The sequence below is a fragment of the Mesoterricola sp. JemC181 genome (genome assembly GCF_055384585.1).
In genome coordinates this window covers 4237877-4262879 of sequence record NZ_AP045076.1, presented here as the reverse complement: position 1 = coordinate 4262879, position 25003 = coordinate 4237877, and the positions used below count along the sequence as shown (strand labels likewise).

The following is a 25003-nucleotide window of genomic DNA, read 5'->3' as shown; positions in this document are numbered from 1 at the left end:
GCCCTTCGCTATAAGTTGTCCTCATCATCCCGGAGGATCCGATGGACGACGCCACGCTCCAGGTCTTCGGGGACAGCCTCGAGCGATGCAGGGCGAATCCGGATTTCCTGGATCTCTTCTATGAGCTCTTCCTCGCCTCCTCCCCCAAGGTCCGGGAGAAGTTCGGCACCACGGATTTCGCGAGGCAGAAGGAGATGCTGCAGAGCTCCTTCACCCTGATGCTCCGCGCGGCCCGCCAGGACGGCCTGGGACCTCCGGAGTTCCTGGACCACCTGGCCCGGCGCCACGGGGCCGCGCAGCTGGCGATCGGAGCGGAGCTGTACGACAACTGGCTGGACAGCCTCCTGTCGGCGGTGCGGGTGGCCGACCCCGCCTGGACCCCGGAGGTGACCCTGGCCTGGGAGGCCAGCATGGGCATCGGCATCCGCTACCTGGTGTCCCGCTTCCACGCCTAGCCGCGCAGGCTGCACCCGGGCTTGAGCACGGCCCCGCGGTTCCGCCGGCCGTTGAGCGCCACCTCCAGCGGCGCCGTGAACGCCAGGTGCCGCAGGTGCTCCGTCTCGTAGGTGGCCTCCTGCGCCTCCAGCCACCCGAAGTCCAGCAGGTCCTCCTTCCCCTGGGTCTCCACCGTGAGATATCCCACTCCGAACGCCATGAGGTTCTGGAAGAAGTGCGAACCCTGCGACGGATCCACGTGCATGTCCCCCATGTCGGTCTCCACGATGCAGCGGGCGCCGGCGATCTGGGACCAGGCCACGGGGATGCCCAGCCAGGGGTCGCTGCTGCCCCAGCGGCCGGGGCCCACCAGGAGGTAGGGGCGGCCCTTGAGGCGCTTGTTGAGGTCGCCCACCTCGGCGGCGATGCGCGTGGTCAGGGCGCGGCTGAAGGTCCCGGGGCGGACGTAGACCAGGTCCTGGATGCCCTCCAGGAACCCGTTGCCCATGGCCATGCGGGAGGTGCAGATGGCGTCCCCGGGCTTGAGGGCGGCCATGGGGATGTCCTGGGCGTCGGTGCCCATGACCATGGGGCGGATCTGGAGGAAGTCGAAGGCGTGGGGCTCCCCGGGGTTCTTCGAGAGGGTGACGGCGAACTCCATCTCGACGGGGCAGGAGTTCGCGGCGGCGCCGGCCTTCAGCAGCAGGGTGAGCACCTCGCCCAGGGGGAACACCGAGCCCTTGAACACGCCGGCCATGGTCACCAGCGGCACCCCGGGACGGGAGCAGCCGTCGTAGATGGCGTCGTTGTCCGGGGAGTAGACGCCGCCCACGGGGTAGAGCGTGCCGTGCTCCCTGGCCGCGGCCAGGTCGAGGGTCGCCAGGTTGAGCATGCCGCCGTGCCCGGTGCCGTGGCTGTCCAGGTCCAGGGCGAGGAACTCCCGCTGGGCGTTCTGCAGGTAGTCCCGGGGCGAGAACCACTGGAGGGGCTTGGCGGGCTGGGCGGGGCAGAACCGCGCGCAGCGGCCGCCGTCCACCACGGTCTTGCCCAGGCCCAGGGCCACCGAGCCCACGCCCTCCTCGGGCTTCATGCCGGGCATGGGGTAGAAGTTCAGGGAGCGGCCCACCCCGGCGAAGTCGGGATACATGTAGCGGCCGTGGCGCCTTCCCGCCATCTGCTGGATCACCACCGCCATCTTCTCCTCCTCCACGCGGTTGGGCGTGGACTGGAGATAGGCCTTGGCCTCGGAATGGAACGTCGAGGCGTAGACCCGCTTCACCGCGTCGCCCAGGCGGGCCAGGCGCAGTTCCGGATCCTCCTCGTTGTTGGGGATCATGTACGTCTCGTAGATCCCCGCGAAGGGCTGGTAGGAGGCGTCCTCCAGGAGGCTCGAGGAGCGCACCGCCAGGGGGTAGCGGATCCAGTCCAGGAAGGTCCACAGGGCGTCCACCGCGTCCCGCGGCAGATCCGCGGCCAGGAAGGCCCGGGTGATGGCCTCGTTGTCCTGCTCCTGCTGCGCGAAGGCCCGCAGGCCGGGCGTCTGCATGAACTGGTCGAAGACGCTGGTGGCCAGCACCAGGGTGGGGGGCACGGCGATGCGGATGCCCGGGAAGCGGTTCTCAAGGTGGTAGGAGGTGATCAGCGAATTGACGAAGGCCAGGCCCCGGCCCTTGCCGCCCAGGGAGCCCGTGCCCAGCCGAACGAAGCGGCTGCTCCCCTCGAAGCCCGTGGGGGAGAACTCCGCCACGACGCCCGCGCCTGCCCGGGCCCGGTGGGCGTGGAGGGCGTCCAGGATCCGCGAGCGCAGGTCCTCGCCCTGCGGGTTCTGGGCGATGATCCGGGCCAGCGTCCCGCTCAGCTCGAACTCCGTGCGCACCAGGAGCCACTTGCTGAAGTCGCCGCGGTGGGCGTGGAACTCGAGGCTCTCGATGGGCACCGCCTGCACCGACCACTCCAGGCTGCGGAGGTCGTCGGCCTTGGAGACGATGGCGCCGTCGGTGTTGCGGAAGATGAACTCGCCGAAGCCCAGGTAGTCCTGCATGAAGGTCCGCAGCTCCTGGCGGAGGTCCGGGGAGCGCTTGTCCACGAAGGTCACGGTGGACTCGGGCCCGGGGTCCCAGAATTCGGAAGTGGACTGCACCAGGATGGGGAGGTCCGGGCTGCGCTCGGCCACGATCTTGGCGAAGGCCGGTCCCGCCGCGAAGTCCATGCGCCCGCCCCGGGGGAAGGCGATGTCCAGGATGACCCCCACCAGGTCCTCCCGGTACTTTCCGTAGAAATCCATGGCCTGCTCGAAGGTGTGGGCCAGGAGGATCTTGGGCCGGGCGCGGCGCCGGATGATGCGCTGGGACCGGTTCACCCCCTCGGCCATGAGGGTCAGGGTCTGCTTCATGACCTCCGTGTAGAGCTCGGGCAGGTTCGCGGAATAGAAGGGGACGTTGTCCTCCACCACCAGGATGCACTTGACGCCGGCGAGCCGGGCGTCATGCCAGGCGTTCAGGCGGTCCTCCACCGACTTGATCATGGCCAGGAACAGCCGCACGTCCCCCAGCCACACGAAGACGTCGTAGATGCCCTTCAGGTCCGTGAGGGGCTGGAGCTGCGCCAGTTCCCGCAGGCTGCTGGCCAGGAGGATCACCGGCAGCCCCGGCGCCCGTTCCTGCACCCGCTCCCCGAACTCCCGGACGTTCATCTCCCCCACCCGCGGCATGGAGATCACCAGGTCGAAGTCCATGCGCGAGATGAGGTCGAGCGCCTCCAGCGCCGTGGACACCCGCTGGATATGCGGGGAATACTGCAAGTTGAGTTCCATGAACTCGTTGAGCAGCATCTCCGAGAGACGGCCGTCCTCGATGAAGGTGTAGCTGTCGTAGAGGCTGGTCACCAGGAGCAGGTTGTTGACCCGCCTCGGGATCAGGGAGTCGTACAGGGTCTCGGTCTGCTCCGGGATGCCGAGGAGGTCGTCCAGGATCCGGTCTCGCATGGTCATTTCCGGGAAGGTGTCCGCATCATAGCATTGAAATTCGGGCAGAATAGGCCCATCGAGCCAGCATTCCGGAGGTTCCCGGCATGATCGAGTCCACCCACGACGGCAACCCGCTCCTGGCCTGGGGCGGCGCTTCGCATTTCCGGTTCCGGGACCTGCTCCACCGGCTGTTCTCCATGGCCAACCAGGGCTTCCTGCGGCTGGAATTCCTGCAGATGGCCAGCGGCTCCATCCTGGAGTTCCTGGCCTGCGACATCCTGGAGGTGCGCCTGGAGGACGGCGGCAAGGTCTACCGCTGCAGGGCGGAGGTGGGGGAGGGGGGCTTCCGCTTCCTCTGCGACCTCGTCCCGTCGGACCCGGACCCGTCCCTGCTGGCCGACCAGATCATGGCCTCGGTGCTGAAGGGCCAGTTCCTGGCCGCCTCCCCCTTCTCCACCCGGGGGGGGAGCTTCTGGACCAGCGACTCCACCCGTCCGGTGCTCCTCCGGGAAAGCGGCCGCCTGGACGCCCAGGCCCATTCCGTGGTCATCGGCGGGGAATACCGGTCCCTGGCCTTCGTGCCCGTCCCCGTGGACGAGCGCATCCGGGGCGTGCTGTACCTCGGAAGCCGGAAGGCCGACTACTTCACGCGCAACGATGTGCAGTACTTCGAGGGCGTCGGCGAGACCCTCGGCGTGGCCGTGGCCTTCCAGGCGGCCCAGTGGGCCCTGCGGGAACGGGTCAAGGAACTGGACTGCCTGTACGGCATCGCCCAGGTGTCCCAGCTGGATGGCCGCACGCTGGAGGAACAGCTGCAGGACATCGTGGAGCTGCTGCCGCCCGCGTGGCAGTACCCCGAGCTCACCTCCGCCCGCATCCTCTTCAACGGCCGGATGTTCGACACGCCCGGCTTCCAGGAGACCCCGTGGCTCCAGGAGGCGGACATCCTGGTGGCCGGCAAGCTCCGCGGCGCCGTGCAGGTGTATTACGTGCGGGACATGCCCGCCTTCGACGAGGGGCCCTTCCTGCAGGAGGAGCGCAACCTCATCGAGGAGGTGGCCCACCAGGTGGGGCTTCTGGTGAACCGCGGGGAGGACGCCCTGGCCAAGGCCAAGCTCTTCCACATGCTGGAACAGCGCCGGGAGTAGTCAGGCCTCCCGGTCCAGCAGGAAGCGCCGGCCGGCCTCCGCGACGATGCTTCCCACGCAGGCTTCGAGGCCCTCGCCCGAGGGGTCCAGCACCAGGTCGAAGTGCCTGGGATCCCGCCAGTCCGCGCCGGATATGGCCTTGATGAACCCGGCCCGGCCCCGGTCGGAGTCCTCGATGGTGGCCAGGGCGGCCCGGCGGTTGGGGGCCTTGTGGCGCCGGATCAGCGATTCGACCCGGAAGTCCAGATCCGCGTGGATGCTCACGTGGAGCACGTCCGGCTGGTCCTTCAGGGCGATGAACCCGCCTCTCCCGACGATCACCGAGGGGGCGTGCTCCACCATCCGGTGCATCACGGCCTTCTGCACGTCGAACAGATCCCGGCTGTAGATGGGCACCTCATGCAACAGGGTGAAGGGCGCCTCCGGGGAGCCCAGCGCGAAGATGGTCATGAGCCAATCCTTGAATCCGCTGGGGTGGTCCTCCTGGTGGGCCAGGCTGGCGACGGAGTGGCCCATGGCCCCCGCGGCCAGACGCAGGATCCGCCGGTCGCAGAAGTGCCAGCCGAGCCTGCGCGCCGTCAGGAAGCCCGCCTCGGTGCCGCCGCTGCCGATGCTGCGGGAGATGGTGATGGCGGGGTGGCTCGTCATGGACGCCTCCACCCCCAGTTTTCGCTTCCGGGAACCGGATGTAAAATGGCATTTCACATCCCGGTCAAATTCCCTGGGCTGGTCTCAGCCCGGGATCTCCTTCACATGCCGCGCGAGCCACTGGGCGAAGGTCTGCAGCTCCGGATTGACGGAACGGGAGAACGCGAGGTCCCGCCTCGCGCAGAACGCGTCGGCGAAATCCCGGTTGTACTGGAACATGTTGCCCAGATCCTCCGCCCCGGGGAACCCGAAGGTGCGGTAGACCTCCGGCGGGACGTAGGCGTAGGCGATCTGCCGGTCCAGGGCGCTGGAGAGGGCGGATGCCATGGCGGCCCCCGTCAGGTGCTCACCGGCGATGCCCACGGTCCGGCCCACGAGTCCCGCGCCCCGCTTGAAGATGCCGTACGCGCAGCGCCCGATGTCCTCGGCGGCGATGCCGGGCAGCTTGCGGTCCGCCATGGGCAGGACGAAGGACCACTTCCCGTCCTCGCCCTTCTTCGGGCCCATGCCGAAGTGGATGAGGTTGTCCCAGTAGAAGGACGTGAGCAGGAAGGTGGTGGGCACCCCCTCCTCCGCGAAGAACGCGTCGGCGCTGCCCTTGGCGTCGAAGTGGGGGACCTTGTACGTCCCCATCAGCGTGGGCATGCGGTCGTCGGTGAGGGGCACCGAGAGCCGGGTGTCCTCCAGGGTGGACCAGATGACGTGGCCCACGCCCGCGGCCCTGGCGGCCCGGGCGAGGTTCTTCGCCTGGGCCAGCTCCTTCTCGGGGGAGAAGTGCTCCCAGAAGTTGGTGACGCAGTAGGCGCAGTCGGCCCCTTCGAAGGCCTTCACGAGGCTCGCGGGGTCGTCGAGGTCCGCTGCCGCCACCTCGGCGCCTGCCCTGGCCAGCTCCGCGGCCCTGCCTTCCCCGGGCTTGCGGGTGACGGCCCGCACCGCGAAGCCTCCGCCCGGATCCGCGAGCACGGCCCGCACGAGGCCGCCGCCCTGGGCGCCGGTGGCGCCGATCACCGCGATGAGCCGCTTGGCCATGGGACCTCCCTAGGACAGCACGAGGTGGGTTTCGAAGGCCGTCTCCAGGGGCGGCGTCTTGAAGCCGCCGGGGATCCCCTGCCGCATCCTCGGCATCAGGATCTCGTCCCGGAACTCCTCCCAGCTCGCCTTCGAGTCGTGGACGGCGATGACCGTCCAGCCCCCGGGGGAAGGCCCGGCGGCGTGGTAGACCTGCCCCTTGGGAAGGACGGTCCTGCCGGGATGCACGGCGCCGACGGACGCCTCGTACTGCTCCTTGGTGCCGCCCGGGAAGTGGTGAACGATGGCATAGGGCATGGCTTGCCTCCTCAGGCCTTCGCCGACAGGCGATCCAGGATCTCCACCATCGACGGCGACACGTCCGTATGGTGGTGGACGATCCTCCAGGTCCCTTCGTCCTTGCGGTAGATGTTCGTGACCCGGCTGTCGACGGTGGACTGGAGGCCCCCGAGCTTGACGGCTCCGCGTTCGACGCCCAGTTCATAGGCCAGGTCCCCCACGACCCGGACGAGCTGCTCCTCAAGCCGGATCTGTCCTTCCGAGGCGAGGTGGGCCACCTGCGCGAACGAGGCCTGGACCGGTCCCCAACCCGCCTCCCGGCCGCCCACCGGGTGCATGGTGGTCGCCTCGGCGCCATGGTGCCAGACCTCCGCCAGCGGATCCGCATCGCCGTTGGCCATGCGGTTCAAGGCGGAATAGAAGCGCGCCGAAGCTTCACGGACTTCGTCTTCCGGGGTCTGCATGGGTTCCTCCTTGGGGTGGACCTGCGTCCGGCGTCCTCTGGGAGGCGCCTGGCGGGGGCAGGGTGCGGAACAAACCACGGCAAGGATAAACGAAAATGGGAATGAGTCAATGTCTCAACATTGAAATTGCGGTCCGGGGAATCCCGCCGTTCCGGGCCGGATCGTCAGCTCTTCGGCTGGAAGGGCTTCGGCCGCCGCGATCCGCCCTGGCGCTGCAGCATCCAGCCCGGGTATTCCGGCGGGAGGGCGCTGACCGCATCGAGGCGCGCGAGCTCTCCGGCGGAGAGCTCCGCGTCCGTCGCCGCGAGGTTGTCGTCCAGCTGGGCCTGGGTGCGGGCGCCGATGATCACGCTCATCACGTGGGGCTGGGCGAGGAGCCACGCCAGGGCGACGCGGGCCACCGAGATGCCGCGGGCCTCCCCGATTTCGCGCATGGCGGCCACGCAGGCCCAGGCCCGGTCCCTGTCCACGGGCGGGAAGTCGAAGGTGGTCCGCCGGGAGCCTTCCGGGGTGGTGGCGCCGGGGCCGTACTTGCCCGAGAGCAGCCCCCCGGCGAGGGGGGACCAGACCATCAGGCCCAGCTTCTCCTCCGTGAGCATGGGCACCAGCTCCCGTTCGATGTCGCGCCCGGCGATGGAGTAGTAGGCCTGCAGGGTCTCGAAGCGGGCCCAGTTCCTGGCCTCGCTCTGGCCCAGGGCCTTGGCGATCCTCCAGGCCGTCCAGTTGGACACGCCCACGTGGCGCACCAGGCCCTGGCGCACCAGGTCATCCAGGGCCCGCAGGGTCTCGTCGACCGGCGTGACGGAGTCGTTGCCGTGGATCTGGTACAGGTCGATGTGGTCGGTCTGGAGGCGCTCCAGGCTCCCGTGCACCGAGTCCATGATGTGGCCCCGGGAGGCGCCGCGGTCGTTGGGGCCGGGGCCCATCTCCCCGAAGACCTTGGTGGCGAGGACGACGTCCTTGCGGGCCACCCCCAGGTTCCTCAGGGCCTGGCCCACGAGCCGCTCGGACTGGCCGTAGGAGTAGACGTCGGCGGTGTCGATGAAGTTCACGCCCGCGGCCAGCGCCCGGCCCACGATGCCGTCCACTTCGGGCTGGCCGAGGTCGCCGATGGTCTTCCAGAAGCCGGCCTCGGGGTTGCCCCCGAAGGTCATGGCGCCCAGGCAGATCTCGGACACGAAAAGGCCGGTGCGGCCCAACGGGTTGTATTTCATGGTGGCCTCCTTTCCTGGGACTAGAGGGCCCGCTCCAGGACCCGGCGCGACACGTCCAGGGTGACGTCCCGGCGCTCGCCCAGGGCCGTCATGCCGTGGGCCTCCAGGGCCGCGAGCAGGCCCGGGATGGAGTCGGCGCCGACGCCGTAATCCTGAAGGCGGGTCTTCACGCCCAGGCTCTCGAAAAAGGCCCGGGTGGCTTCGATGGCTTCCGGGGCCGTCCTAAGGCCCCACACGCGCTCCGCGTACTGCTCGAGCTTGGCCCGCTTGGCCCCGATGCGCTCCTCCAGCATCGACGGCAGCACCACGGCCAGGCTCTGGGCATGGTCCAGGCCGAACTTCGCCGTGAGCTCGTGGCCGATCATGTGGGTGGCCCAGTCCTGGGGCACGCCCGCCCCGATGAGGCCGTTGAGGGCCAGGGTGGCGGCCCACACGAAGGCCGCGCGCGCCTCGTAGTTCTCCGGCTCGGCGAGGGTCGTGGGCCCGACGCGGATCAGCGTGCGCAGGATCCCCTCCGAGAACTCGTCCTGCATCGGGGCGTCCGCGGGGTAGGTGAGGTACTGCTCCACCGTGTGCACGAAGGCGTCCACCACGCCGTTGCCGATCTGGCGCGGGGGCAGGGTGTAGGTCTTCTCGGGGTCCAGCACCGAGAAGCGGGGGAAGAGCAGGGGGCTGCCGAAGGGCAGCTTGGTCCCCAGCGAGCGGCGCGTGATGACGGCGCCGCTGTTCATCTCCGAACCCGTGGCGGGCATGGTGACCACGGTGCCGAAGGGCAGGGCGGACTTCACGGGCGCCTTCCGGGCGACGAGGTCCCAGGGGTCCTCCCCCGTGAAGGGCACCGCGGCGGCGATGAACTTGGTGCCGTCCATGACCGAGCCGCCCCCGACGGCGAGGATGAATTCGGTGCCGGTCTCCCGGGCCAGCTTCACGGCGCCCATCAGGGTCTCGTAGCTGGGGTTGGGCTCGATGCCGCCGAACTCGGTCACGGCGGCGTGCCGGAGGGCCTCGCGCACCTCGCCGAGGGTGCCGCTGGCCAGGGCGCTGCCTCCGCCGTAGGTGACGAGCACGCGCTGGCCGGCCGGGATCTCCTTGGCCAGGTCCTGGATTCGCCCCTTGCCGAAGAGGATCTTGGTCGGGTTGCAGAAGGTGAAGTTTTGCATGGGATTCCTTGAAGGGTTTTCAGGTGCCGAGCGCGGCGCGGGTGGTGGCCAGGGCCGACTCGAAGGGGGTGGGGTCGCGGCGGACCTTGGCCAGGAGGCTCGCGCCCAGCCAGAGCTGGTAGAGGGAGAGGGCGACGGCGTCCGGGTCCTGCCCGCGCAGGGAACCGTCCCGGACGCCCTCGGCCACGCAGGCCGAAAGCTGGGCCAGCACGCCGTCCGTGCCCCGCAGGAGGACGGCGCGCATCGCTTCGGAGAGGTCCGACACCTCGGCGCTGAGCTTGACCACCAGGCACTGGAGCGCCTCGGGATCCTGGATCTGCGCGTCCCGCCACCGGAGCCAGTAGCGCATCAGGCGGTCCCGGGCGGGCAGGTCCCTGGCGTCCAGCAGGGCCTCCGTTCGCATGAGGTAGTCCGTGAAGTACGCCTCCAGGAGGGCCTCCCCGAACTGTTCCTTGGACTCGAAATAATGGTAGAAGCTGCCCTTGGGCACCTGCGCCGCCTCAAGGAGCTCGGTGAGGCCCATGGCGGAGAAGCCCTTGCGGGAGATGATCCCGTAGCCCGTGGCGAGGATGTGCTTGCGGACGTCGGTTTGGGGCTGCCTCATGGCTTTCAGCCTACTTGAAGTAGACCGGTCGTCTAGAGAAATGTTCCGGAACCCCTGAAGCCTCAGCCCAGCCCGGTGTGGGCCAGGATGAAGTCCGCGATGGCCGCGGGGTCGTTCAGGTCCAGCTGGGGCAGGGCGAGGCCCGGAAGGGGGCTGTCCGTGGCCACCGCCACGATGTCCGGGTCGCCGGGGGCGAGCAGGGGCTTGCCCTCGGATTTCCGGTGGATCTCGAGCTTGGGGTGGGGGTGGGTCTTGAAGCCCTCGATGAGCAGCAGGTCCACGGGGGTCATGCGCTGGATCAGGGACTCGATGGAGGGCTCGGGCTCCTCCCGGGACTCGTGCATGAGCACCCAGCGGCTCGACGTCACCACCAGCACCTCCGAGGCCCCGGCCTCCCGGTGCTGGAAGGAGTCCTTGCCGGGGCGGTCCACGTCGAAGCGGTGATGGGCGTGCTTCATGGTGGAGACCTTCAGCCCCCGATCCCGCAGGAGAGGGAGGACCTGCACCAGCAGGCTGGTCTTGCCGCTGCCGCTCCAGCCGACGATGCCCATGACCTTCATACCGGCGACCTCCGTCAAAGATCCTAGCCGGGTTTCCGGATGCAGGTCCGGAAAGCCCCTGCCTCCCCTTCGCACCAGACGTCCATGCGCAGTTCCCGGAAGACCTCCAGGAGGGGCGCGGGTTCGAAGGTGCTGCGCAGTTCCACGATGCTCCCGGGGGCGCAGGCCTCCAGGGCTTCCCGCACCGGCTGGAGGGGATGGACGCCCTTGGCGAGCATCGCGGTGACGTCCACGGTGAGGATCACCCGGGCGGGATCGTACCAGGTGGGGGCGCTCACAGGGCCTCCTCGTACTGCAGGAGCCGGCGCTCCCCGCTCAGGGCGCGAAGCCGGCTCAGCTCCTGGGTGACCTCCAGGGTCCCCAGGTATTCACCTCCCTCGTTGCGCACGGCGAAGTAGCGGATGTGGACGAACTTCCCGCCCATCTCGATCCAGAACTCGGCCACGTTCTGGCGCCCCTCCCGGAAGTCGGCGAGGATCTTCTCCACGATGGCCATGCTCTTGGGCGGGTGGCAGTTCTGCACGGCGCGGCCGATGATGGCGCGGCTCCGGGCGAAGACCCGTTCGGGCCCTTCGCTGAAGAAGCCCACGTTGTCCTGGGCGTCCACGAAGGTGAGATCCACGGGCAGGGCATTGAAGATCCCCAGCAGCTGCTCGAAGGAGAGGGTCCCGCTGGGGAACTGCACGGCCTTGGCCGCGGGCAGGAGCAGCGGGTCCTGGGGCAGGCTGGCCTGCGGGGGCCGCCAGCCCTCGGCCGGGGCCACCAGGCACCAGCCGTATTCCCGGCTCTGCTCGAACACCTCGCCCCACTCGCCCTCGGTGAACAGGTGCAGGGCCATGGGGAAGAGGATCTTCTCCTCCTTGTAGATCATGGATTCCAGGGCGTCCAGGGCGGGCGTCACGCCTGATGCGGCCAGGATCTTCAGCTCGGCGCCGCACAGCGTCTCCTCCCGCAGGCCCGCCAGGGCGCCCTTGAGCAGATCCCGCACCTCGTCGTCCTTGCCCCACATCACCTTGGAGGGGCCGGTGTTGCCGTGGCGCTCCAGGATGGTGAACACCAGGTGCTCCTTGCGCCCGTAGTGCTTCTCCACGTCCATGAGGGGGGCCAGGGCCTCCAGGAGGGCCAGGCGCTCCGCCGTGGGCGTCCCCGAATCGGGCAGGGCGGCGCAGGCCGCGGCGCGCTTCCGGGCGAGGTCCGCGGCCTGCTCCAGGGCGCGGTTCTCCCGCTGGAAGGTGTCCACGGGGTGCCCCGGCAGGAGCACCGGCGGCGCGCTGGGCTTGGCCATGACGTCCTTGAGCACGTCGGCGTGCAGGTCGCACATGCTGCGCACCTGCTCCGCGGAGAGCCCTTCGGCCATCAGCTGCTGCTCCATGGCGGCGATTTCAGCGGCGTCCACCTCGGACACGAGCCCCTTGAGGCGCTCCCGTACCGCCTCGGGGGCCTCTCCCCGGTGCAGGTGGAGGATGACCTCCTTCAGGGTCTTGATCCGCAGTTCCTGGTTGTTGATAAGTTCGCTCATGTTTCACGTCCCGGATCCCACTATTCGGCCGGGAGGGGGGCGCCGCCTTGACGGAGGTCAATTTGTTATTTTTTAATGCCGGGCAACCCGATACCCGGGCATAAAATTCCGCCACATTGGGCCACCATCAATGGAGGAATTATGAGTCGTACGCTTTCAGGTTGTCTCATCACGGGTCTGCTGGCCGTGGGCATGCTCGCCACGGCGGTGCCCCCCAAGGCCCCCCCGGCCCTCAAGGACTTTTTCCGCAACCCGGAGAAGACGGCGTTCGCCGTTTCGCCGGATGGGAAGTACCTCAGCTGGGTGGCCCCCTACGAGAACCGCCAGAACGTCTTCGTGCGTCCCCTGGCCGGCGGCCCCGAAAAGCGCGTCACGTCCGAGACGGCCCGGGACATCTCCGGCTACTTCTGGAAGGGCGACCGCATCCTCTACGTCAAGGACTTCGGCGGGGACGAGAACTTCCACGTGGTCAGCGTGGACCTGGAGGGAAAGGACCTCAAGGACCTCACCCCGGGCGAGAAGCTGCGCGCGGAGATCGTGGACGACCTGGAGGACGACCCCGGGTTCCTGCTGCTCTCCCACAACCGCCGCGACCCGCGCGTCTTCGACGTGTTCCGCGTGGACGTGAAGACCGGCAAGGAGGAGCAGGTCGCCCAGAACCCCGGCAACATCACGGGCTGGATGACCGACCACGCGGGGCGCCTGCGGGTGGCCCTGACCACGGACGGGGTCAACAACAGCCTCCTGTACCGCGAGACGGAGAAGGATCCCTTCAAGGTGATCCTGACCACCAACTTCAAGGAATCCGTCTCGCCCCTGCTGTTCACCTTCGACAACAAGGGACTGTACGTGGCCTCCAACCGGGGCCGGGACAAGTCGGCCATCTTCGAGTTCGACCTCGCCACCGCCAAGGAAGGGAAGCTGATCTTCGAGCACCCGCAGGTGGACGTGTCGGGGCTGGCCCACTCCAGGCTCCGCAAGGTCCTCGTCGCCGCTTCCTACACGACCTGGAAGCCGGAGCGCCACTTCCTGGACGGCGAGTCCAAGGCCATGTTCGAGAAGGTTTCCGCGAAGCTGCCGGGCTACGAGGTGGCCTTCACGGCCAGCGACAAGGCCGAGAAGCACTTCATCGTCGCCGCCTACAATGACCGCTCCCGGGGCGCCCGGTACCTCTACGACAAGGCCACCGGCAGCCTCACCCTCCTGGCCCAGGTCTCGCCCTGGCTCAAGGAGGCCGACATGGCGCCCATGAAGCCGGTCACCTACACCTCCCGGGACGGCCTTACCATCAACGGCTACCTCACCCTGCCCAACGGCAGGGAGGCCAAGGGCCTGCCCGTGGTGATCAACCCCCACGGGGGCCCCTGGCACCGGGACGTCTGGGGTTTCAACCCCGAGGTGCAGTTCCTGGCCAGCCGCGGCTATGCCGTGTTCCAGATGAACTTCCGGGGCTCCACGGGCTACGGCAGGAAGTTCTGGGAAGCCAGCTTCAAGCAGTGGGGCGGCACCATGCAGGACGACATCACCGACGGCGTGGCCTGGCTCGTGAAGCAGGGGATCGCCGATCCCAAGCGGGTCGCCATCTACGGCGGCAGCTACGGCGGCTACGCCACCCTCGCCGGCGTCACCCTCACGCCCGACCTCTACGCGGCGGCCGTCGACTACGTGGGCGTCTCCAACCTCTTCACCTTCATGAAGACCATCCCGCCCTACTGGAAGCCCTTCCTGGAAATGATGTACGAGATGGTGGGCAACCCTGAGACGGACAAGGCCCGCATGGAGGCCACGAGCCCGGCCTTCCTGGCGGACCGCATCAAGACCCCGCTCCTCGTCGCCCAGGGCGCCAAGGATCCCCGCGTGAACAAGGACGAGAGCGACCAGATGGTGGCCGCCCTCAAGAAGCGCGGCGTGGAGGTGGAGTACCTGGTCAAGGACAACGAAGGCCACGGCTTCCATAACGAGGAGAACCGCTTCGCGTTCTACGGCGCCATGGAGACGTTCCTGGGCAAGCACCTCAAGCCCTGATGGGCCGCTTGTCTGATCGTTAATCGGGATCAGCCATTGCCCATGGCCAAACCCATCCTCGGATGGGAGTATTGATTCATACCGAGGGGGCACGATGCGACCATTCCGTTGGTTTGGCCTGGTTTTGACTGTCTGTCTCCTCGTCCTTTCGGGTTGCAGCGGCGGCGGGGGGGGTTCGTCCACCCCGGCCGTCCAGGCCCCCTCGGGCCTGGCGTACTCCGCCAATCCGGCCACCTTCACGCTGGGGCAGGCCATCGCCAACGACGTCCCCTCCCACACGGGGGGGGCGCCAACCTCCTACAGCGTCACCCCGGCCCTCCCCGCCGGGCTCAGTCTGGGCGCCGCCTCCGGTGTCATCAGCGGAACCCCGGGGGCCATCACCGCGCGGGCCACCTACACCGTCACGGCTTCCAATTCGGCGGGCAGCGCCGCGGCGGCCGTGGCCATCACGGTGAACGACGCCGCGCCCTCGAACCTCGCCTACACCCTGGCCACGGCCGTCTACCGGCGGGGCCTGCCCATCGCGGCCAACCTGGCCTCCAGCGCAGGGGGCGCGGTGGTCTCCTACGCCGTCAGTCCGGCCCTTCCCGCGGGTCTCGCCCTCGACGCGGCCACGGGCGCGATCACCGGGACGCCCCTCGCCACGGCCTCCCCGGCCTCATTTACGGTCACGGCCACCAACACCGGCGGCTTCGCCCAGGCCATCCTCGTCCTCTCGGTGCTGGAGCAGGCACCGACGGGCCTGGCCTACAGTGCCAACCCGGCGGTGTTCTTCCGGGGCGCCGCCATCGCCGCCGACCTTCCTTCCAGCGCAGGCGGCCCGGTGGCCTCCTACCTGGTGGCCCCGGCGCTTCCCGCGGGGCTGTCCCTGGACGCCGGCACCGGGGCGATCACCGGAACCCCCACCGTCCTCGCAGCCGCGGCCCCGTACGTGGTCACGGCCACCAACACCGGCGGCAGCGCCCAGGCCACCCTCATCCTGTCGGTGGTGGAACCGGCCCCCACGACCCTGGCCTACGGCCTCAACCCCGCGGTCTACACCCGGGGTGCGGCCATCGCCGCCAACGCCCCCTCCCACGGCGGGGGCGTGGTCGTCTCGTACGCGGTCAGTCCGGCCCTCCCCGCCGGGCTCGCGCTCAATACCTCGACCGGCGTGATAACCGGGACCCCCACGGCCCTCGCCGCCCCGGACGCCTACGCCGTCACCGCCACCAACGCCAGCGGGTCAACCCTGGCGACCCTCATCCTCTCGGTGGTGGACGTGACCCCCACGTCCCTCGCCTACAGCCTCAATCCGGCGGTCTACGCCCGGGGCACCGCCATCCCGGCCAACACGCCCTCCAATGCGGGCGGCGTCCCCAGCGCCTACGCGATCAGCCCGGCCCTGCCCGCGGGCCTGGCCTTCAGCACCGCCACCGGCGCGATCACCGGGACCCCCACGGCCCTCGCCGCTGCGGTCCCCTATGTCGTCACGGCCACCAACACCGCGGGCAGCGCCCAGGCCACCCTCACCCTGTCGGTGGTGGACCAGGCCCCGACGGGACTGGCCTACAGCGCCAATCCGGCGGTGTACACCCGGGGCGTGGCCATTCCGTCCAACGTGCCAACGCACGGCGGGGGCGGGCCGACCGCCTACGCCGTCGCCCCGGCCCTTCCCGCCGGGCTCGCGCTTGACACCGCCACCGGCGTCATAGCGGGGACGCCCACGGCCCAGACCGCCGCCGCCACCTACACCGTGACGGCCTCCAACGCCCTGGGCGGCACGCAGGCCTCCCTCACCCTCACGGTGGTGGAACCGGCGCCCACGGCCCTGGCCTTCAGCCTCAACCCGGCCGTCTACATCCGCGGAACCGCCATCACCGCCAACACGCCCTCCCACGGGGGCGGGGTGGTGGCCTCGTACGTGGTCAGCCCCTCCCTGCCGGCGGGCCTGGCCCTCAATACCTCCACCGGCGTGATCACCGGGACGCCCACCGCCACGGCCGCCTCGGCCCCCTACCTCGTGACGGCCTCCAACACCGGCGGCAGTGCGCAGGCCACCCTCACCCTCACCGTGGTGGAACCGGCCCCGACGGCCCTGGTCTACAGCCTCAACCCCGCCGTGTACCAACACGGCACCGCCATCACGGCCAACGCGCCTTCCAACGCGGGCGGGGTCCCCGACGCCTACGCGGTAAGTCCGGCCCTCCCTGCGGGCCTGGTCCTCAGCACCTCCACCGGCGTGATCACCGGTACCCCCACCGCCGCGGCCGCCTCGGCCCCCTACGTGATCACGGCCTCCAACACCGCCGGGAGCACCCAGGCCACCCTCACCCTCCGGGTGGTCGAGGCGGCCCCCACCGGCCTGACCTACACCCTGGCGAAGGCCTACTATTCCGTGGGCGTCCCGGCCACTCCCAACACCCCGTCCACCAGCGGCGGCGATCCCGCGACCGCCTACGCGGTGTCCCCGGCCCTTCCCCAGGGGCTCGCCATCAGCGCCACCACGGGCGTCATCAGCGGGACGCCCACCACCTCCACGGCGAAGGCCAACTACACCGTGACCGCCTTCAATCCGGGCGGCGCGGCCACGGCCTCCCTGTCCATCGTGGTCTATCCTCCCGGCCCGACCCTGGACCTGACCGTGGACGCCATCGAGCTCATGCAGAGCCCCCAGACCCTCGACAACAGCGTGCCCATCCTCGCCGGCAAGAGCGGGGTCGCCCGGGTCTTCGTGGTGGCCAACCAGGCCAACACCGTGGCGCCGGCGGTGCAGCTCACCCTCACCAACGACGGGATCCCGGTCGCGGGCTACCCCAGGACCATCCCGGCCCCCGGCGCCAGCGTGCCCCTGGCGGTCGCCGAAGGAACCCTGGCCTCCAGCTGGAACCTGGCCATCCCCGGCTCGGACCTGGCCGCCCCCGCGGGGACCGGCTACGCCCTCACGGCCGTGGTGGACCCCCAGGCCCTGGTCGCCGAGGCGGACCGCACGAACAACACGACCACGGTGGCGCTCACCGGCGCCACCGTGCCCACCTTCCGCACCACGATCTTCCCCGTGGTTCTCTCCAGCGGAACGGGCAACATCACGGAGGCCAACAAGGCCGCCTGGGTGGCCCGGCTGGCCAAGATGTGGCCCGTGGCCGACGTGGACGTCCTCGTGGGGGCCACCTTCACCGGCTCGGTGGCGACCCTGGGCTCCGACGGAACGGGCTGGAGCGCCCTCCTCAGCGATCTCGCGCTCAAGCACCAGGCGGATGCGGCCACCAACCGCTACTACTACGGGGCCCTGAGCATCTCCTACGGCAGCGGCGTGGCCGGCCTGGGCTACATCGCCGGCCCGGGCGCCAACTACCGCTACCGCACGGCCATCGGCTGGGACAAGGCCAGCGGCTACGCCGACGGCGGCAAGTACCCGGAGGTCTTCGCCCACGAGATCGGCCACACCTTCGGCCTCTATCACGCCCCCTGCGGCGGAGTCGCCAACCCCGACGCCGGCTATCCCTACGCCAACGGCATCATCGGCACCTGGGCGTACGACAGCGTCTCCAACACCCTCTACGCCCCCACGTCCTGGAACGACATCATGGGCTACTGCAGCCCCAACTGGGTCAGCGACTACAACTACAAGAAGGTTCTCGCCAACCGCAACGCCACCGGCGGGTTCCTGGTGGCCTCCCCCGAGGACCCCCGGGAGTGCCTGCTCGTGCGCGGCCTCCTTCACGAGGACGGCACGGTCGAGCTGCTCCCCGGGTTCCGCACCGGGGCGGCGCCGACGATCCCCCCGGCGGAATCCGACCTGCGGGTGGAGGGCCTGGACGCCACGGGCCGGCTCCTCTTCACCGCGCCCCTGGAGGCGGTGGAGGCGGGCTGCGGAGGGGCCCCCCGCGACCGGCATTTCCTGGCGGCCCTTCCCCTGGCCTCCAGCGACCTGGACGCCCTGGCGGACCTGAGGATCCTGAAGGAAGGCCGGATCCTGGCCAGCCGCACCTCGGCCGGGGCCCCAAGCGCCGGTCCCGAGGTCCGCCGCGCCTCCGGCGAGGACGTGACGATCACCTGGGATGCCCGTATCCATCCGGGCCTGCTGGTGCGGGACGCCTCCACCGGGGAGGTCATCGCCGTCCTCGCCGGCGGGGAGCGGACGATCCGGACCCAGGCCGCCGCCCTGGACCTGGTGTTCAGCGATGGAATCAAGGGCCACACCACCCACCTGAAACAGGTGGATTGAAGCCCGGAAACGAACGGAGAAGCAGTTATAAAATATTCAACGAACCCCATGAGACTCATTATCTTATAATTGGGTTGGCGACGTTTGCCGCGGGGGCATGATGCGACCTTTCCGATGGATCGGCCTTTTCCTGGCCGGCAGTCTCCTTGTCAACCTCGGATGCGGGGGGGGAGGCTCCTCCACGCCGGCGCCCCAGGGACCCGCCAATCTCACCTACGCCGCCAACCCGGCGGTCTTCACCATCGGCGAGGCCATCACCCCCGATCTGCCCTCCTCCACGGGCGGAACCCCGGCCCGGTATTCCGTCACCCCCACCCTGCCGGCGGGTCTGAGCCTGAGCTCCTCGACCGGCGCCGTCAGCGGAACCCCCACCGCCATCACAGCCAGGGCCACCTACACCGTGACGGCCACCAACTCCGCAGGCGGCACCACCGCGGGGCTCACCATCACGGTGAACGACGCCGCCCCCACGGGGGTGTCCTACGGCATCCCCACCGCCGTCTACGCCCGGGGCGCCGCCATTGCCGCCAACACGCCCTCCCACACCGGCGGCACGCCCACCGGCTATTCGATCGAGCCGGCCCTTCCCGCGGGCCTGTCGCTCAGCTCCGCCTCCGGCGTCATCACCGGAACCCCCACCGCCGTCACGGCCGCCGCCGCCTACGTCGTGACGGCCTCCAACGCCACCGGCAGCGTGACCACCACGCTCACCCTGTCCGTGGTGGAAGTGGCCCCGGCCAACCTCACCTACACCCGGACGACGGCGGCCTACCCCCGCGGCATCGCGATCACGGCCAACAGCCCCTCCTTCAGCGGCGGCGCGCCGACGGGCTACGTCGTCAGCCCGGCCCTTCCCGCGGGCCTGGCCATGGACCCCGCCACCGGCGTCATCTCCGGGATGCCCACGACGCTGACGGCTCCGGCCAGCTATGTCGTCACGGGCTCCAACCCCGCGGGCAGCGCCCAGGCCACCCTCACCCTCTCCGTCGTGGAGGTGGCTCCCTCGGGCCTGACCTACACGGTGACCAGGGCCTACTACGCGGTCGGCACCGCCATCGCGGCGAACGTCCCATCCACTTCGGGCGGCGGCGCCGTGGCCTCCTACGCGGTCAGCCCGTCCCTGCCCCCAGGGCTGGCCCTGAACACCGCCACCGGCGTCATCAGCGGCACGCCCACGGCGGCGACCGCCATGGCGACTTACACCGTCACCGCCTCCAATGGCGGCGGCTCCGCCACGGCGGCCCTGTCCATCGTGGTCTTCCCCCCCGGCTCCACCCTGGATCTGGCGGTGGCGAAGATCGAATTCACCCAGAGCACCCAGACCCCCGACAATTCCGTGCCCATCATCGCCGGCAAGAACGGACTCGCCCGGGTCTACGTGCTGGCCAACCAGGCCAACACCGCCGCGCCCGTGGTTCAGGTCACCCTCACCAACAACGGAACCGCCGTCTCCGGCTATCCCAAGACCGTCGCCGCACCGGGCGCCGGCACCCCGCTGACGGTGGCCGAAGGCACCCTCGCCTCCAGCTGGAACCTGGCCATCCCCGGAACGGACCTGGCGTCCCCGGTGGGCACCGGCTATGCGATCGAGGCGGTGATCGACCCCGGAGGCCTGGTCGCCGAGGGGGACCGCACCAACAACACGACCACGGTCGCCCTCGCGGTGACCACGGTTCCCACCTTCCGCACCACGATCTTCCCCGTGGTGCTGTCCAGCGGCACGGCCAACGTGACCGAGGCCACCAAGGCGTCGTGGGTGGCGCGGCTGGCCAGGATGTGGCCCATCGCCGACCTGGACATCCTCGTGGGGGCTCCCTTCACCGGTTCGGTCTCCACCCTCAGCGCCACTGACGACACCACCTGGAGCAAGCTCCTGAGCGACCTCTCCGCCAAGCACGCCGCGGACGGCGCCACCGGCCGGTACTACTACGGGGCCGTGACGACGCCCTACGCCAGCGGCACGGCCGGGATGGGGTACGTACCGACCCTCAACTCCCCCTACTCCGCGCGCACGGCCATCGGCTGGGACAAGAGCGCCAACTATGCCGACGGCGGGCTCTACCCGGAGGTCTTCGCCCACGAGGTCGGGCACAATTTCGGCCTGTCCCACGCGCCGTGCGGGGTCTCCTCGTACGACACCGGCTATCCGTACGCCAGCGGCGTCATCGGCGTCTGGGGCTACGACAGCACCCGGAACATCCTCGAATCGCCCACCTCGGTGGTGGACGTCATGAGCTACTGCAGTCCGGTCTGGGTGAGCGACTACAACTACAAGAAGGTCATCACCACCCGCGCGGCCACCGGCGCCTACGTGGCCACGGCCGCGGATACGGCCCGGGAGTGCCTCATCGCCAGGGGCATCGTGCACAAGGACGGCTCCGTCGAACTGCTCCCCGGATTCCGCACCCGCGCCGTCCCGTCCCCGGTCCAGCCGGAAGGGGACCTGCGCCTGGAAGGCCTGGACGCCGGCGGAAAGGTGGTCCTTACCTCCCCCCTGGAAGCCGAGGAGATGGGTTGCGACCCGGGTCCCCACGACCGGCACTTCCTCGTGGCCCTGCCCGCGGCCTCCGCCGACCTGGATGCCCTGGCCAGCCTAAGGGTCCTCAAGGACGGGCAGATCCTCGCAAGCCGCACCTCGCCCCGGGTCGTTGCGGGGCAACCCTCCCTGCGCCGGGTCTCGGCAGGCGAGGTGGCCCTGGACTGGGACGCCGCCGCGCACCCCGCCGTCATGGTCAGGGACACGGCCACAGGGGAGGTGGTGGCCATCCTCGAAGGCGGCCAGCGGACCTTCCAGACTTCGGCGACCTCGCTGGACCTCGTGTTCAGCGACGGCGTGAAGGGCCACACCACCCGCATGAGGCAGGTGGACTAGCCATCATCGCGGGGCCTTCTATTTCTAAAACACCCTTTAGAGGTTAGGGCGCTGGAACCGGTTGAGCAGGCTCTTCAGGTTGGCCTCCCGGGCCTCCAGGCCCAGCTTGAAATCCATGTTCCTGGCGTGATGCACTTCCACCCGGGTCTCCTCCAGCTCCTTCACAAGAAGGAGTTTCAGGAGATCCGCCTCCTGCTCGGCAAGTTCCATGATCATGGCGCCCTCCTCGGGTCGGATGGGCCGTTTCCTGCGGGTCCGGGGGGAAGCGTACGGCCGTCGCCGGGGTCGCGCAAGGACGCGATCCAGGCCCGTACGAGTTCAGCCGCTTCCCGGTCCGGCAGGGCGTTTCCCATGGGGGGCATGCGGGCCTCGGCGTGGCCGGAGGCCATGCGGTAGAGCAGGGAGCTGTGCCCGGGGTCTCCGGGGCGGACGATGGAGCTCGGGGCCTCGTCGCCGGGGATGCGGTAGTGGCCGAGGCGGCCCACGGTGGTGGCGGTGCCCGAGCCGGGGGTCAGGTCGAGGCTGACGCCCCGGATGGGGCTCGCGGGGGTATGGCAGGTGCCGCAGTTGGTCGCGAGGTAGCCCAGCACGGCGCGGGCCCGGGGACTGTCGGCCTGGATGCGCGGGGCGGGGCCCGGCGGCAGGGGCGGGTCCAGGAGGCGGCGCTCGGCCAGGGTCCGGAGGGTGGCCATGTCCGGTTCGAGGGGCTCGGCGTGGGGGGCCAGGGGATCCCGGTCGGGGGAGAGCTGCAGGGCGGTGAAGCCCAGCACCGGAGTGGGGCCGTTCTCGTGGCAGGCCCTGCAGTCGGCGGTGGAGGGGATGGCGTGGCTCAACCCGCCGCCCAGGTCGGCGGTGTCCCCCACGCCCGCGGCCGGCGCCAGGTCGGCATCGCGCTGGTCCTCCCGCCAGCGGTAGGCGGCGTAGACCCACTCGGTCTCCGCCGCCTTCCACAGCATGCGGGTCTCCACCTTCCGGCCACCGAAGGCGAACTCCTTCCAGAACTTCGTGCCCACCGGGAAGTCCCAGGCGCCGGGGTTCTGGGTGCCGATGGCGGTGCCCGGGGGCAGGGCGATCCACCGCGACTTGCCGGCCCCGTCGGACCAGAGCGGGTACTGGGGGGAGTAGCGCAGGTTGCCCGGGGCCACCCGGCCCTCCTCGTAGAGTCCGGTGAGGGAGAGCTGCGCGGGGGGGGCGGCGGCCAGGGTCAGGGCGAGAAGGAACCGGGGGAGCACGGGACCTCAGGAGCGGGGCGGGAGGATGTCCGGCACCGCGTTGCGGATGGGCCTGGTGGTCTGGAGGAAGGCATAGATGGCCTTGATGTCCTCGTCGGTGGCCTCGTTCACGGCGGGGATGGGCATGGGGGGCAGCACGGGGCGGCCCTTGCCCAGGTGGCGCCCGGTGCGGAATATCTGGATGAAGTCCTTTTCGGAGACGGCGCCCATGCCGGTCTCCTTGTCCGAGGTGAGGTTGGCCGAGAAGGTCGTGCCCCAGGGGCCGGAGAAGGCGGTCATGGTGCCGCTGCCCACCCAGGCCCAGGGGCCCTGTCCCAGGTCGGGGGCGGGGGGCATCTTCAGGCCCGCGGGGTGGCCGGAGAGGAAGCGGTCCATGTCCGGTTCGGGGCCCTTGGGCCCCATCTTCAGGGGGGTGTGGCAGTCGTTGCAGCCCATGGTCTTCACCAGGTAGGCGCCGCGGGCGGCGGGGGTCTGGGCCTGGAGGGAGGCGGCCACGGCGAGGACGGCGAAAGTCGGAAGCAGGTTCACGGAATCTCCTTGGGTGGGGCGGGAATCAGGCTCCCGCGGGGCTGGGGGCGAGCTTGAGGGCGGCGGAGTGCGAGGCCAGGCGGAGGGCGGCCTCGGCCACGGCGCCGGCCTGGGGGATGTAGGCCTGCTCGAGGACGTAGCTGGAGGGCGGAGGCACGTCGGGGCCGGTGAGGCGCACGATGGGGGCCTTGAGGTCGGCGAAGGCCTTCTCGGAGAGCAGGGCGGCCACTTCGGCGCCGACCCCGCAGAGGCGTCCGGCCTCGTGCACGATCACGGCCCGGCCCGTCCGGGCCACGGACGCCAGGATCGTGGCCTCGTCCAGGGGCTTGAGGGTGCGCAGGTCGATCACCTCGGCCTCCACGCCCTGGGCCGCCAGGGTCTGGGCGGCCTCCAGGCAGGCGTCGACGGTCTTGGCGTAGGAGATGAGGGTCACGTCCGACCCCTCGCGCACCACCGAGGCCTTGCCCAGGGGCACCAGGTGGTCGCCTTCGGGGACCTCGCCGGGCTTGAACGAGAGGGCCATGTCGGTGAAGAAGAGCACCGGGTTCTCGTCGCGGATGGCGGACTTGAGCAGGCCCTTGAAGTCGGCGGGGTTGGAGGGCATCACCACCTTCAGTCCGGGGGCGTGCACGAACCAGGACTCCAGGTTGTGGTTGTGGTGGGCGCCCACGGTCCAGCCGCCGCCGGTCATCGCCATGACGACCATGGGGAACTTGAACTGGCCGCCGGACATGTAGCGCAGCTTGCCCGCGCTGTTGACGATCTCGTCCATGGCGAAGCAGAGGAAGGGCGCGAAGAGCAGGTCCACCACGGGCCGCAGGCCCGTGGCCGCGGCGCCGGCGGCGGTGCCGGCGATGATCCCCTCGGCCAGGGGGGTGTTGCGCACCCGGGCTGAGCCGAAGGCCTCCAGGAGGTCCTTCCGCTTGGTGGCGACGCCCTCCCCGAAGATGAGGACGGTGGGGTCGCGGCGCATCTCCTCGGCAAGGGCCTGGCCCACGGCGGCTTCAACGGTGATGTTCTGCATGGGGGATTCCTTTCAGGCGTAGACGTCGGTGAGGAGTTCGGCGGGGTCGGGGAAGGGCGAGGCGGAGGCGAAGGCCGCGGCGGCCTCCATGGCCTCCCGGGCCCGCGCGGCCATGTCCGCGAGGCCGGCCTCGGTGGCCAGGCCCCGGTCCAGGAGGCTGCGCTTCATACGGAGGATGGGGTCCTGCGCGCGCCAGAGTTCCAGCTCCGACGGGTCAACGTAGGACTGGTCGTTGGGCTCCATGTGGCCGCGCAGGCGGTAGGTGTAGGTCTCCAGCAGGAAGGGCCTGCGCGTCGCCCGCACCTTGGCGGCGGCGTCCTTCGCGGCGGCCAGCACGGCCTCCACGTCGTTGCCGTCCACCGTGAGGCCCTCCACGCCGTAGCCCGCGGCCCGGGGCGAGATCCGGTCCCCGAGCATGGTCTCGTTCCGGTGCACGAAGGCCTGCCAGTGGTTGTTCTCGCACACGTAGAGGATCGGGAGCTGCCACACCGCCGCCAGGTTCAGGGACTCGTGGAAGATGCCCTCCGCCGCGGCTCCGTCGCCGAAAAAGCACACGGCGATGGCGTCGCTGCCCTGCATGGACAGGGAGAGGCCAACGCCCGTGGCCAGGGAGAGCTCGCCCCCCACGATGGTCGACGTGAGGATGACGCCCAGCTCCTTGGCGGAGACGTGCAGGGTGCCGCTCTTGCCCTTGCAGTAGCCGCCGGACCGGCCCATCACTTCGGCCAGCACCCTGCCGGGGTCCGCGCCCCGCGCCAGGAGGTGGCCGGCGCTGCGGTGGTTGGTGAGGATGAGGTCGGCGGGCTCCAGGGCGGCCACGACGCCCACCGCGGAGGCCTCCTGGCCCACGGAGGTGCACACGTGGGGGAAGGGGCCCTTGGTGTGGAAGTCGGCGATCTGCTCTTCGTAGGCGCGGATGAAGAGCATCCGTTCCAGGAGGGCGCGCGGGGTGGGTTCAAAGGGGTATCGGTTCATGTTCTCCTCGTCAATTTCCAAAGGTCTGCCAGGAGTGGCGTGCGGCTCCGGGGGGGAACGCTGCCTTGGGCGACATTGCAAAATTACGCCCCCGGACGGGGGCGGGTTATTCCAA

Annotated in this window: 21 protein-coding genes; 5 read left to right on the top strand and 16 right to left on the bottom strand. The window is 69.9% G+C overall.

The genetic code is table 11. The annotated features are described in order from the left end of the window. Positions 1 to 41 precede the first annotated feature (41 nt). The gene (locus ACZ5MC_RS18710; RefSeq protein ID WP_306602001.1) at positions 42 to 455 is read left to right on the top strand and encodes a globin family protein; all 414 of its coding nucleotides are present in this window, start codon (positions 42 to 44) and stop codon (positions 453 to 455) included. On the opposite strand, the gene ACZ5MC_RS18705 is transcribed toward ACZ5MC_RS18710, so the two are convergent. Continuing rightward, entirely contained in the window at positions 452 to 3418 is a 2967-nt protein-coding gene (locus ACZ5MC_RS18705; RefSeq protein WP_464516476.1) for a PEP/pyruvate-binding domain-containing protein, read from the bottom strand. The genes ACZ5MC_RS18710 and ACZ5MC_RS18705 overlap by 4 nt on opposite strands. 86 nt (positions 3419 to 3504) lie before the next feature. Here ACZ5MC_RS18705 and ACZ5MC_RS18700 point away from each other — a divergent pair, with 86 nt between their 5' ends. Continuing rightward, positions 3505 to 4548, top strand: a complete 1044-nt coding sequence (locus tag ACZ5MC_RS18700) for a GAF domain-containing protein (protein WP_306601999.1) — start codon at positions 3505 to 3507, stop codon at positions 4546 to 4548. On the opposite strand, the gene ACZ5MC_RS18695 is transcribed toward ACZ5MC_RS18700, so the two are convergent. From ACZ5MC_RS18695 to ACZ5MC_RS18650, 10 genes are all read right to left on the bottom strand, one after another. Continuing rightward, positions 4549 to 5196 carry a cytidylate kinase-like family protein gene (locus tag ACZ5MC_RS18695; RefSeq protein ID WP_306601998.1) on the bottom strand — a complete coding sequence of 216 codons (648 nt, stop codon included), beginning with the start codon at positions 5194 to 5196 and terminating at the stop codon, positions 4549 to 4551. An 84-nt stretch (positions 5197 to 5280) separates the two neighbouring features. Continuing rightward, positions 5281 to 6225 carry an NmrA/HSCARG family protein gene (locus ACZ5MC_RS18690; RefSeq protein WP_306601997.1) on the bottom strand — a complete coding sequence of 315 codons (945 nt, stop codon included), beginning with the start codon at positions 6223 to 6225 and terminating at the stop codon, positions 5281 to 5283. A gap of 9 nt (positions 6226 to 6234) precedes the next feature. After that, positions 6235 to 6522, bottom strand: a complete 288-nt coding sequence (locus ACZ5MC_RS18685) for a hypothetical protein (protein ID WP_306601996.1) — start codon at positions 6520 to 6522, stop codon at positions 6235 to 6237. A gap of 11 nt (positions 6523 to 6533) precedes the next feature. After that, positions 6534 to 6968 carry a YybH family protein gene (locus ACZ5MC_RS18680; protein ID WP_306601995.1) on the bottom strand — a complete coding sequence of 145 codons (435 nt, stop codon included), beginning with the start codon at positions 6966 to 6968 and terminating at the stop codon, positions 6534 to 6536. Between the two features lie 164 nt (positions 6969 to 7132). Next, on the bottom strand, positions 7133 to 8182 hold the full coding sequence (locus ACZ5MC_RS18675; protein ID WP_464516475.1) for an aldo/keto reductase: 1050 nt from the start codon (positions 8180 to 8182) through the stop codon (positions 7133 to 7135). A gap of 20 nt (positions 8183 to 8202) precedes the next feature. Next, entirely contained in the window at positions 8203 to 9342 is a 1140-nt protein-coding gene (locus ACZ5MC_RS18670; protein ID WP_464516474.1) for an iron-containing alcohol dehydrogenase, read from the bottom strand. Between the two features lie 19 nt (positions 9343 to 9361). Further along, complete coding sequence (locus ACZ5MC_RS18665; RefSeq protein ID WP_306601992.1) at positions 9362 to 9946, bottom strand: TetR/AcrR family transcriptional regulator; 585 nt, start codon at positions 9944 to 9946, stop codon at positions 9362 to 9364. Between the two features lie 62 nt (positions 9947 to 10008). Continuing rightward, positions 10009 to 10506, bottom strand: coding sequence for a molybdopterin-guanine dinucleotide biosynthesis protein B (gene mobB / locus ACZ5MC_RS18660; RefSeq protein ID WP_306601991.1), 498 nt, complete (start codon positions 10504 to 10506; stop codon positions 10009 to 10011). 23 nt (positions 10507 to 10529) lie between these two features. Beyond that, the gene (locus tag ACZ5MC_RS18655) at positions 10530 to 10784 is read right to left on the bottom strand and encodes a hypothetical protein (RefSeq protein ID WP_306601990.1); all 255 of its coding nucleotides are present in this window, start codon (positions 10782 to 10784) and stop codon (positions 10530 to 10532) included. Next, the gene (locus tag ACZ5MC_RS18650; protein WP_306601989.1) at positions 10781 to 12025 is read right to left on the bottom strand and encodes a DUF438 domain-containing protein; all 1245 of its coding nucleotides are present in this window, start codon (positions 12023 to 12025) and stop codon (positions 10781 to 10783) included. Before ACZ5MC_RS18650 ends, ACZ5MC_RS18655 begins: the two co-directional genes overlap by 4 nt. 141 nt (positions 12026 to 12166) lie before the next feature. On the opposite strand from ACZ5MC_RS18650, the gene ACZ5MC_RS18645 reads away from it, so the two are divergent. From ACZ5MC_RS18645 to ACZ5MC_RS18635, 3 genes are all read left to right on the top strand, one after another. Further along, the gene (locus ACZ5MC_RS18645) at positions 12167 to 14050 is read left to right on the top strand and encodes a S9 family peptidase (RefSeq protein WP_306601988.1); all 1884 of its coding nucleotides are present in this window, start codon (positions 12167 to 12169) and stop codon (positions 14048 to 14050) included. A gap of 124 nt (positions 14051 to 14174) precedes the next feature. Further along, a complete protein-coding gene (locus ACZ5MC_RS18640; protein WP_464516473.1) occupies positions 14175 to 18257 on the top strand; it encodes a putative Ig domain-containing protein in 4083 nt (1360 codons plus the stop codon). A 100-nt stretch (positions 18258 to 18357) separates the two neighbouring features. Then, on the top strand, positions 18358 to 21129 hold the full coding sequence (locus ACZ5MC_RS18635; RefSeq protein WP_464516472.1) for a putative Ig domain-containing protein: 2772 nt from the start codon (positions 18358 to 18360) through the stop codon (positions 21127 to 21129). Positions 21130 to 21165: 36 nt separating this feature from the next. Here ACZ5MC_RS18635 and ACZ5MC_RS18630 read toward each other — a convergent pair whose 3' ends face one another. The 5 genes from ACZ5MC_RS18630 to ACZ5MC_RS18610 are packed head-to-tail and all read right to left on the bottom strand — an operon-like array spanning position 21166 to position 24888. Then, the gene (locus ACZ5MC_RS18630) at positions 21166 to 21345 is read right to left on the bottom strand and encodes a hypothetical protein (RefSeq protein WP_306601985.1); all 180 of its coding nucleotides are present in this window, start codon (positions 21343 to 21345) and stop codon (positions 21166 to 21168) included. Beyond that, on the bottom strand, positions 21342 to 22361 hold the full coding sequence (locus ACZ5MC_RS18625) for a hypothetical protein (protein WP_464516471.1): 1020 nt from the start codon (positions 22359 to 22361) through the stop codon (positions 21342 to 21344). Before ACZ5MC_RS18625 ends, ACZ5MC_RS18630 begins: the two co-directional genes overlap by 4 nt. Positions 22362 to 22367: 6 nt before the next feature. Next, positions 22368 to 22889: a c-type cytochrome gene (locus tag ACZ5MC_RS18620; protein ID WP_306601983.1), complete on the bottom strand. Its 522-nt coding sequence runs from the start codon at positions 22887 to 22889 to the stop codon at positions 22368 to 22370. Positions 22890 to 22914: 25 nt separating this feature from the next. Then, positions 22915 to 23913: an alpha-ketoacid dehydrogenase subunit beta gene (locus ACZ5MC_RS18615; RefSeq protein ID WP_306601982.1), complete on the bottom strand. Its 999-nt coding sequence runs from the start codon at positions 23911 to 23913 to the stop codon at positions 22915 to 22917. A 12-nt stretch (positions 23914 to 23925) separates the two neighbouring features. Then, positions 23926 to 24888, bottom strand: a complete 963-nt coding sequence (locus tag ACZ5MC_RS18610) for a thiamine pyrophosphate-dependent dehydrogenase E1 component subunit alpha (RefSeq protein ID WP_464516470.1) — start codon at positions 24886 to 24888, stop codon at positions 23926 to 23928. Positions 24889 to 25003: the final 115 nt, after the last annotated feature.

Excerpts from the sequence above, each read along its gene's own strand:
- ACZ5MC_RS18635 (WP_464516472.1), top strand. The coding sequence starts at position 18,358 with ATGCGACCTTTCCGATGGATCGGCCTTTTCCTGGCCGGCAGTCTCCTT.
- ACZ5MC_RS18645 (WP_306601988.1), top strand. The coding sequence starts at position 12,167 with ATGAGTCGTACGCTTTCAGGTTGTCTCATCACGGGTCTGCTGGCCGTG.
- ACZ5MC_RS18615 (WP_306601982.1), bottom strand. The coding sequence starts at position 23,913 with ATGCAGAACATCACCGTTGAAGCCGCCGTGGGCCAGGCCCTTGCCGAG.
- mobB (WP_306601991.1), bottom strand. The coding sequence starts at position 10,506 with ATGAAGGTCATGGGCATCGTCGGCTGGAGCGGCAGCGGCAAGACCAGC.
- ACZ5MC_RS18610 (WP_464516470.1), bottom strand. The coding sequence starts at position 24,888 with ATGAACCGATACCCCTTTGAACCCACCCCGCGCGCCCTCCTGGAACGG.
- ACZ5MC_RS18675 (WP_464516475.1), bottom strand. The coding sequence starts at position 8,182 with ATGAAATACAACCCGTTGGGCCGCACCGGCCTTTTCGTGTCCGAGATC.
- ACZ5MC_RS18665 (WP_306601992.1), bottom strand. The coding sequence starts at position 9,946 with ATGAGGCAGCCCCAAACCGACGTCCGCAAGCACATCCTCGCCACGGGC.
- ACZ5MC_RS18710 (WP_306602001.1), top strand. The coding sequence starts at position 42 with ATGGACGACGCCACGCTCCAGGTCTTCGGGGACAGCCTCGAGCGATGC.
- ACZ5MC_RS18630 (WP_306601985.1), bottom strand. The coding sequence starts at position 21,345 with ATGATCATGGAACTTGCCGAGCAGGAGGCGGATCTCCTGAAACTCCTT.
- ACZ5MC_RS18685 (WP_306601996.1), bottom strand. The coding sequence starts at position 6,522 with ATGCCCTATGCCATCGTTCACCACTTCCCGGGCGGCACCAAGGAGCAG.
- ACZ5MC_RS18650 (WP_306601989.1), bottom strand. The coding sequence starts at position 12,025 with ATGAGCGAACTTATCAACAACCAGGAACTGCGGATCAAGACCCTGAAG.
- ACZ5MC_RS18695 (WP_306601998.1), bottom strand. The coding sequence starts at position 5,196 with ATGACGAGCCACCCCGCCATCACCATCTCCCGCAGCATCGGCAGCGGC.
- ACZ5MC_RS18670 (WP_464516474.1), bottom strand. The coding sequence starts at position 9,342 with ATGCAAAACTTCACCTTCTGCAACCCGACCAAGATCCTCTTCGGCAAG.
- ACZ5MC_RS18680 (WP_306601995.1), bottom strand. The coding sequence starts at position 6,968 with ATGCAGACCCCGGAAGACGAAGTCCGTGAAGCTTCGGCGCGCTTCTAT.
- ACZ5MC_RS18690 (WP_306601997.1), bottom strand. The coding sequence starts at position 6,225 with ATGGCCAAGCGGCTCATCGCGGTGATCGGCGCCACCGGCGCCCAGGGC.
- ACZ5MC_RS18700 (WP_306601999.1), top strand. The coding sequence starts at position 3,505 with ATGATCGAGTCCACCCACGACGGCAACCCGCTCCTGGCCTGGGGCGGC.
- ACZ5MC_RS18705 (WP_464516476.1), bottom strand. The coding sequence starts at position 3,418 with ATGCGAGACCGGATCCTGGACGACCTCCTCGGCATCCCGGAGCAGACC.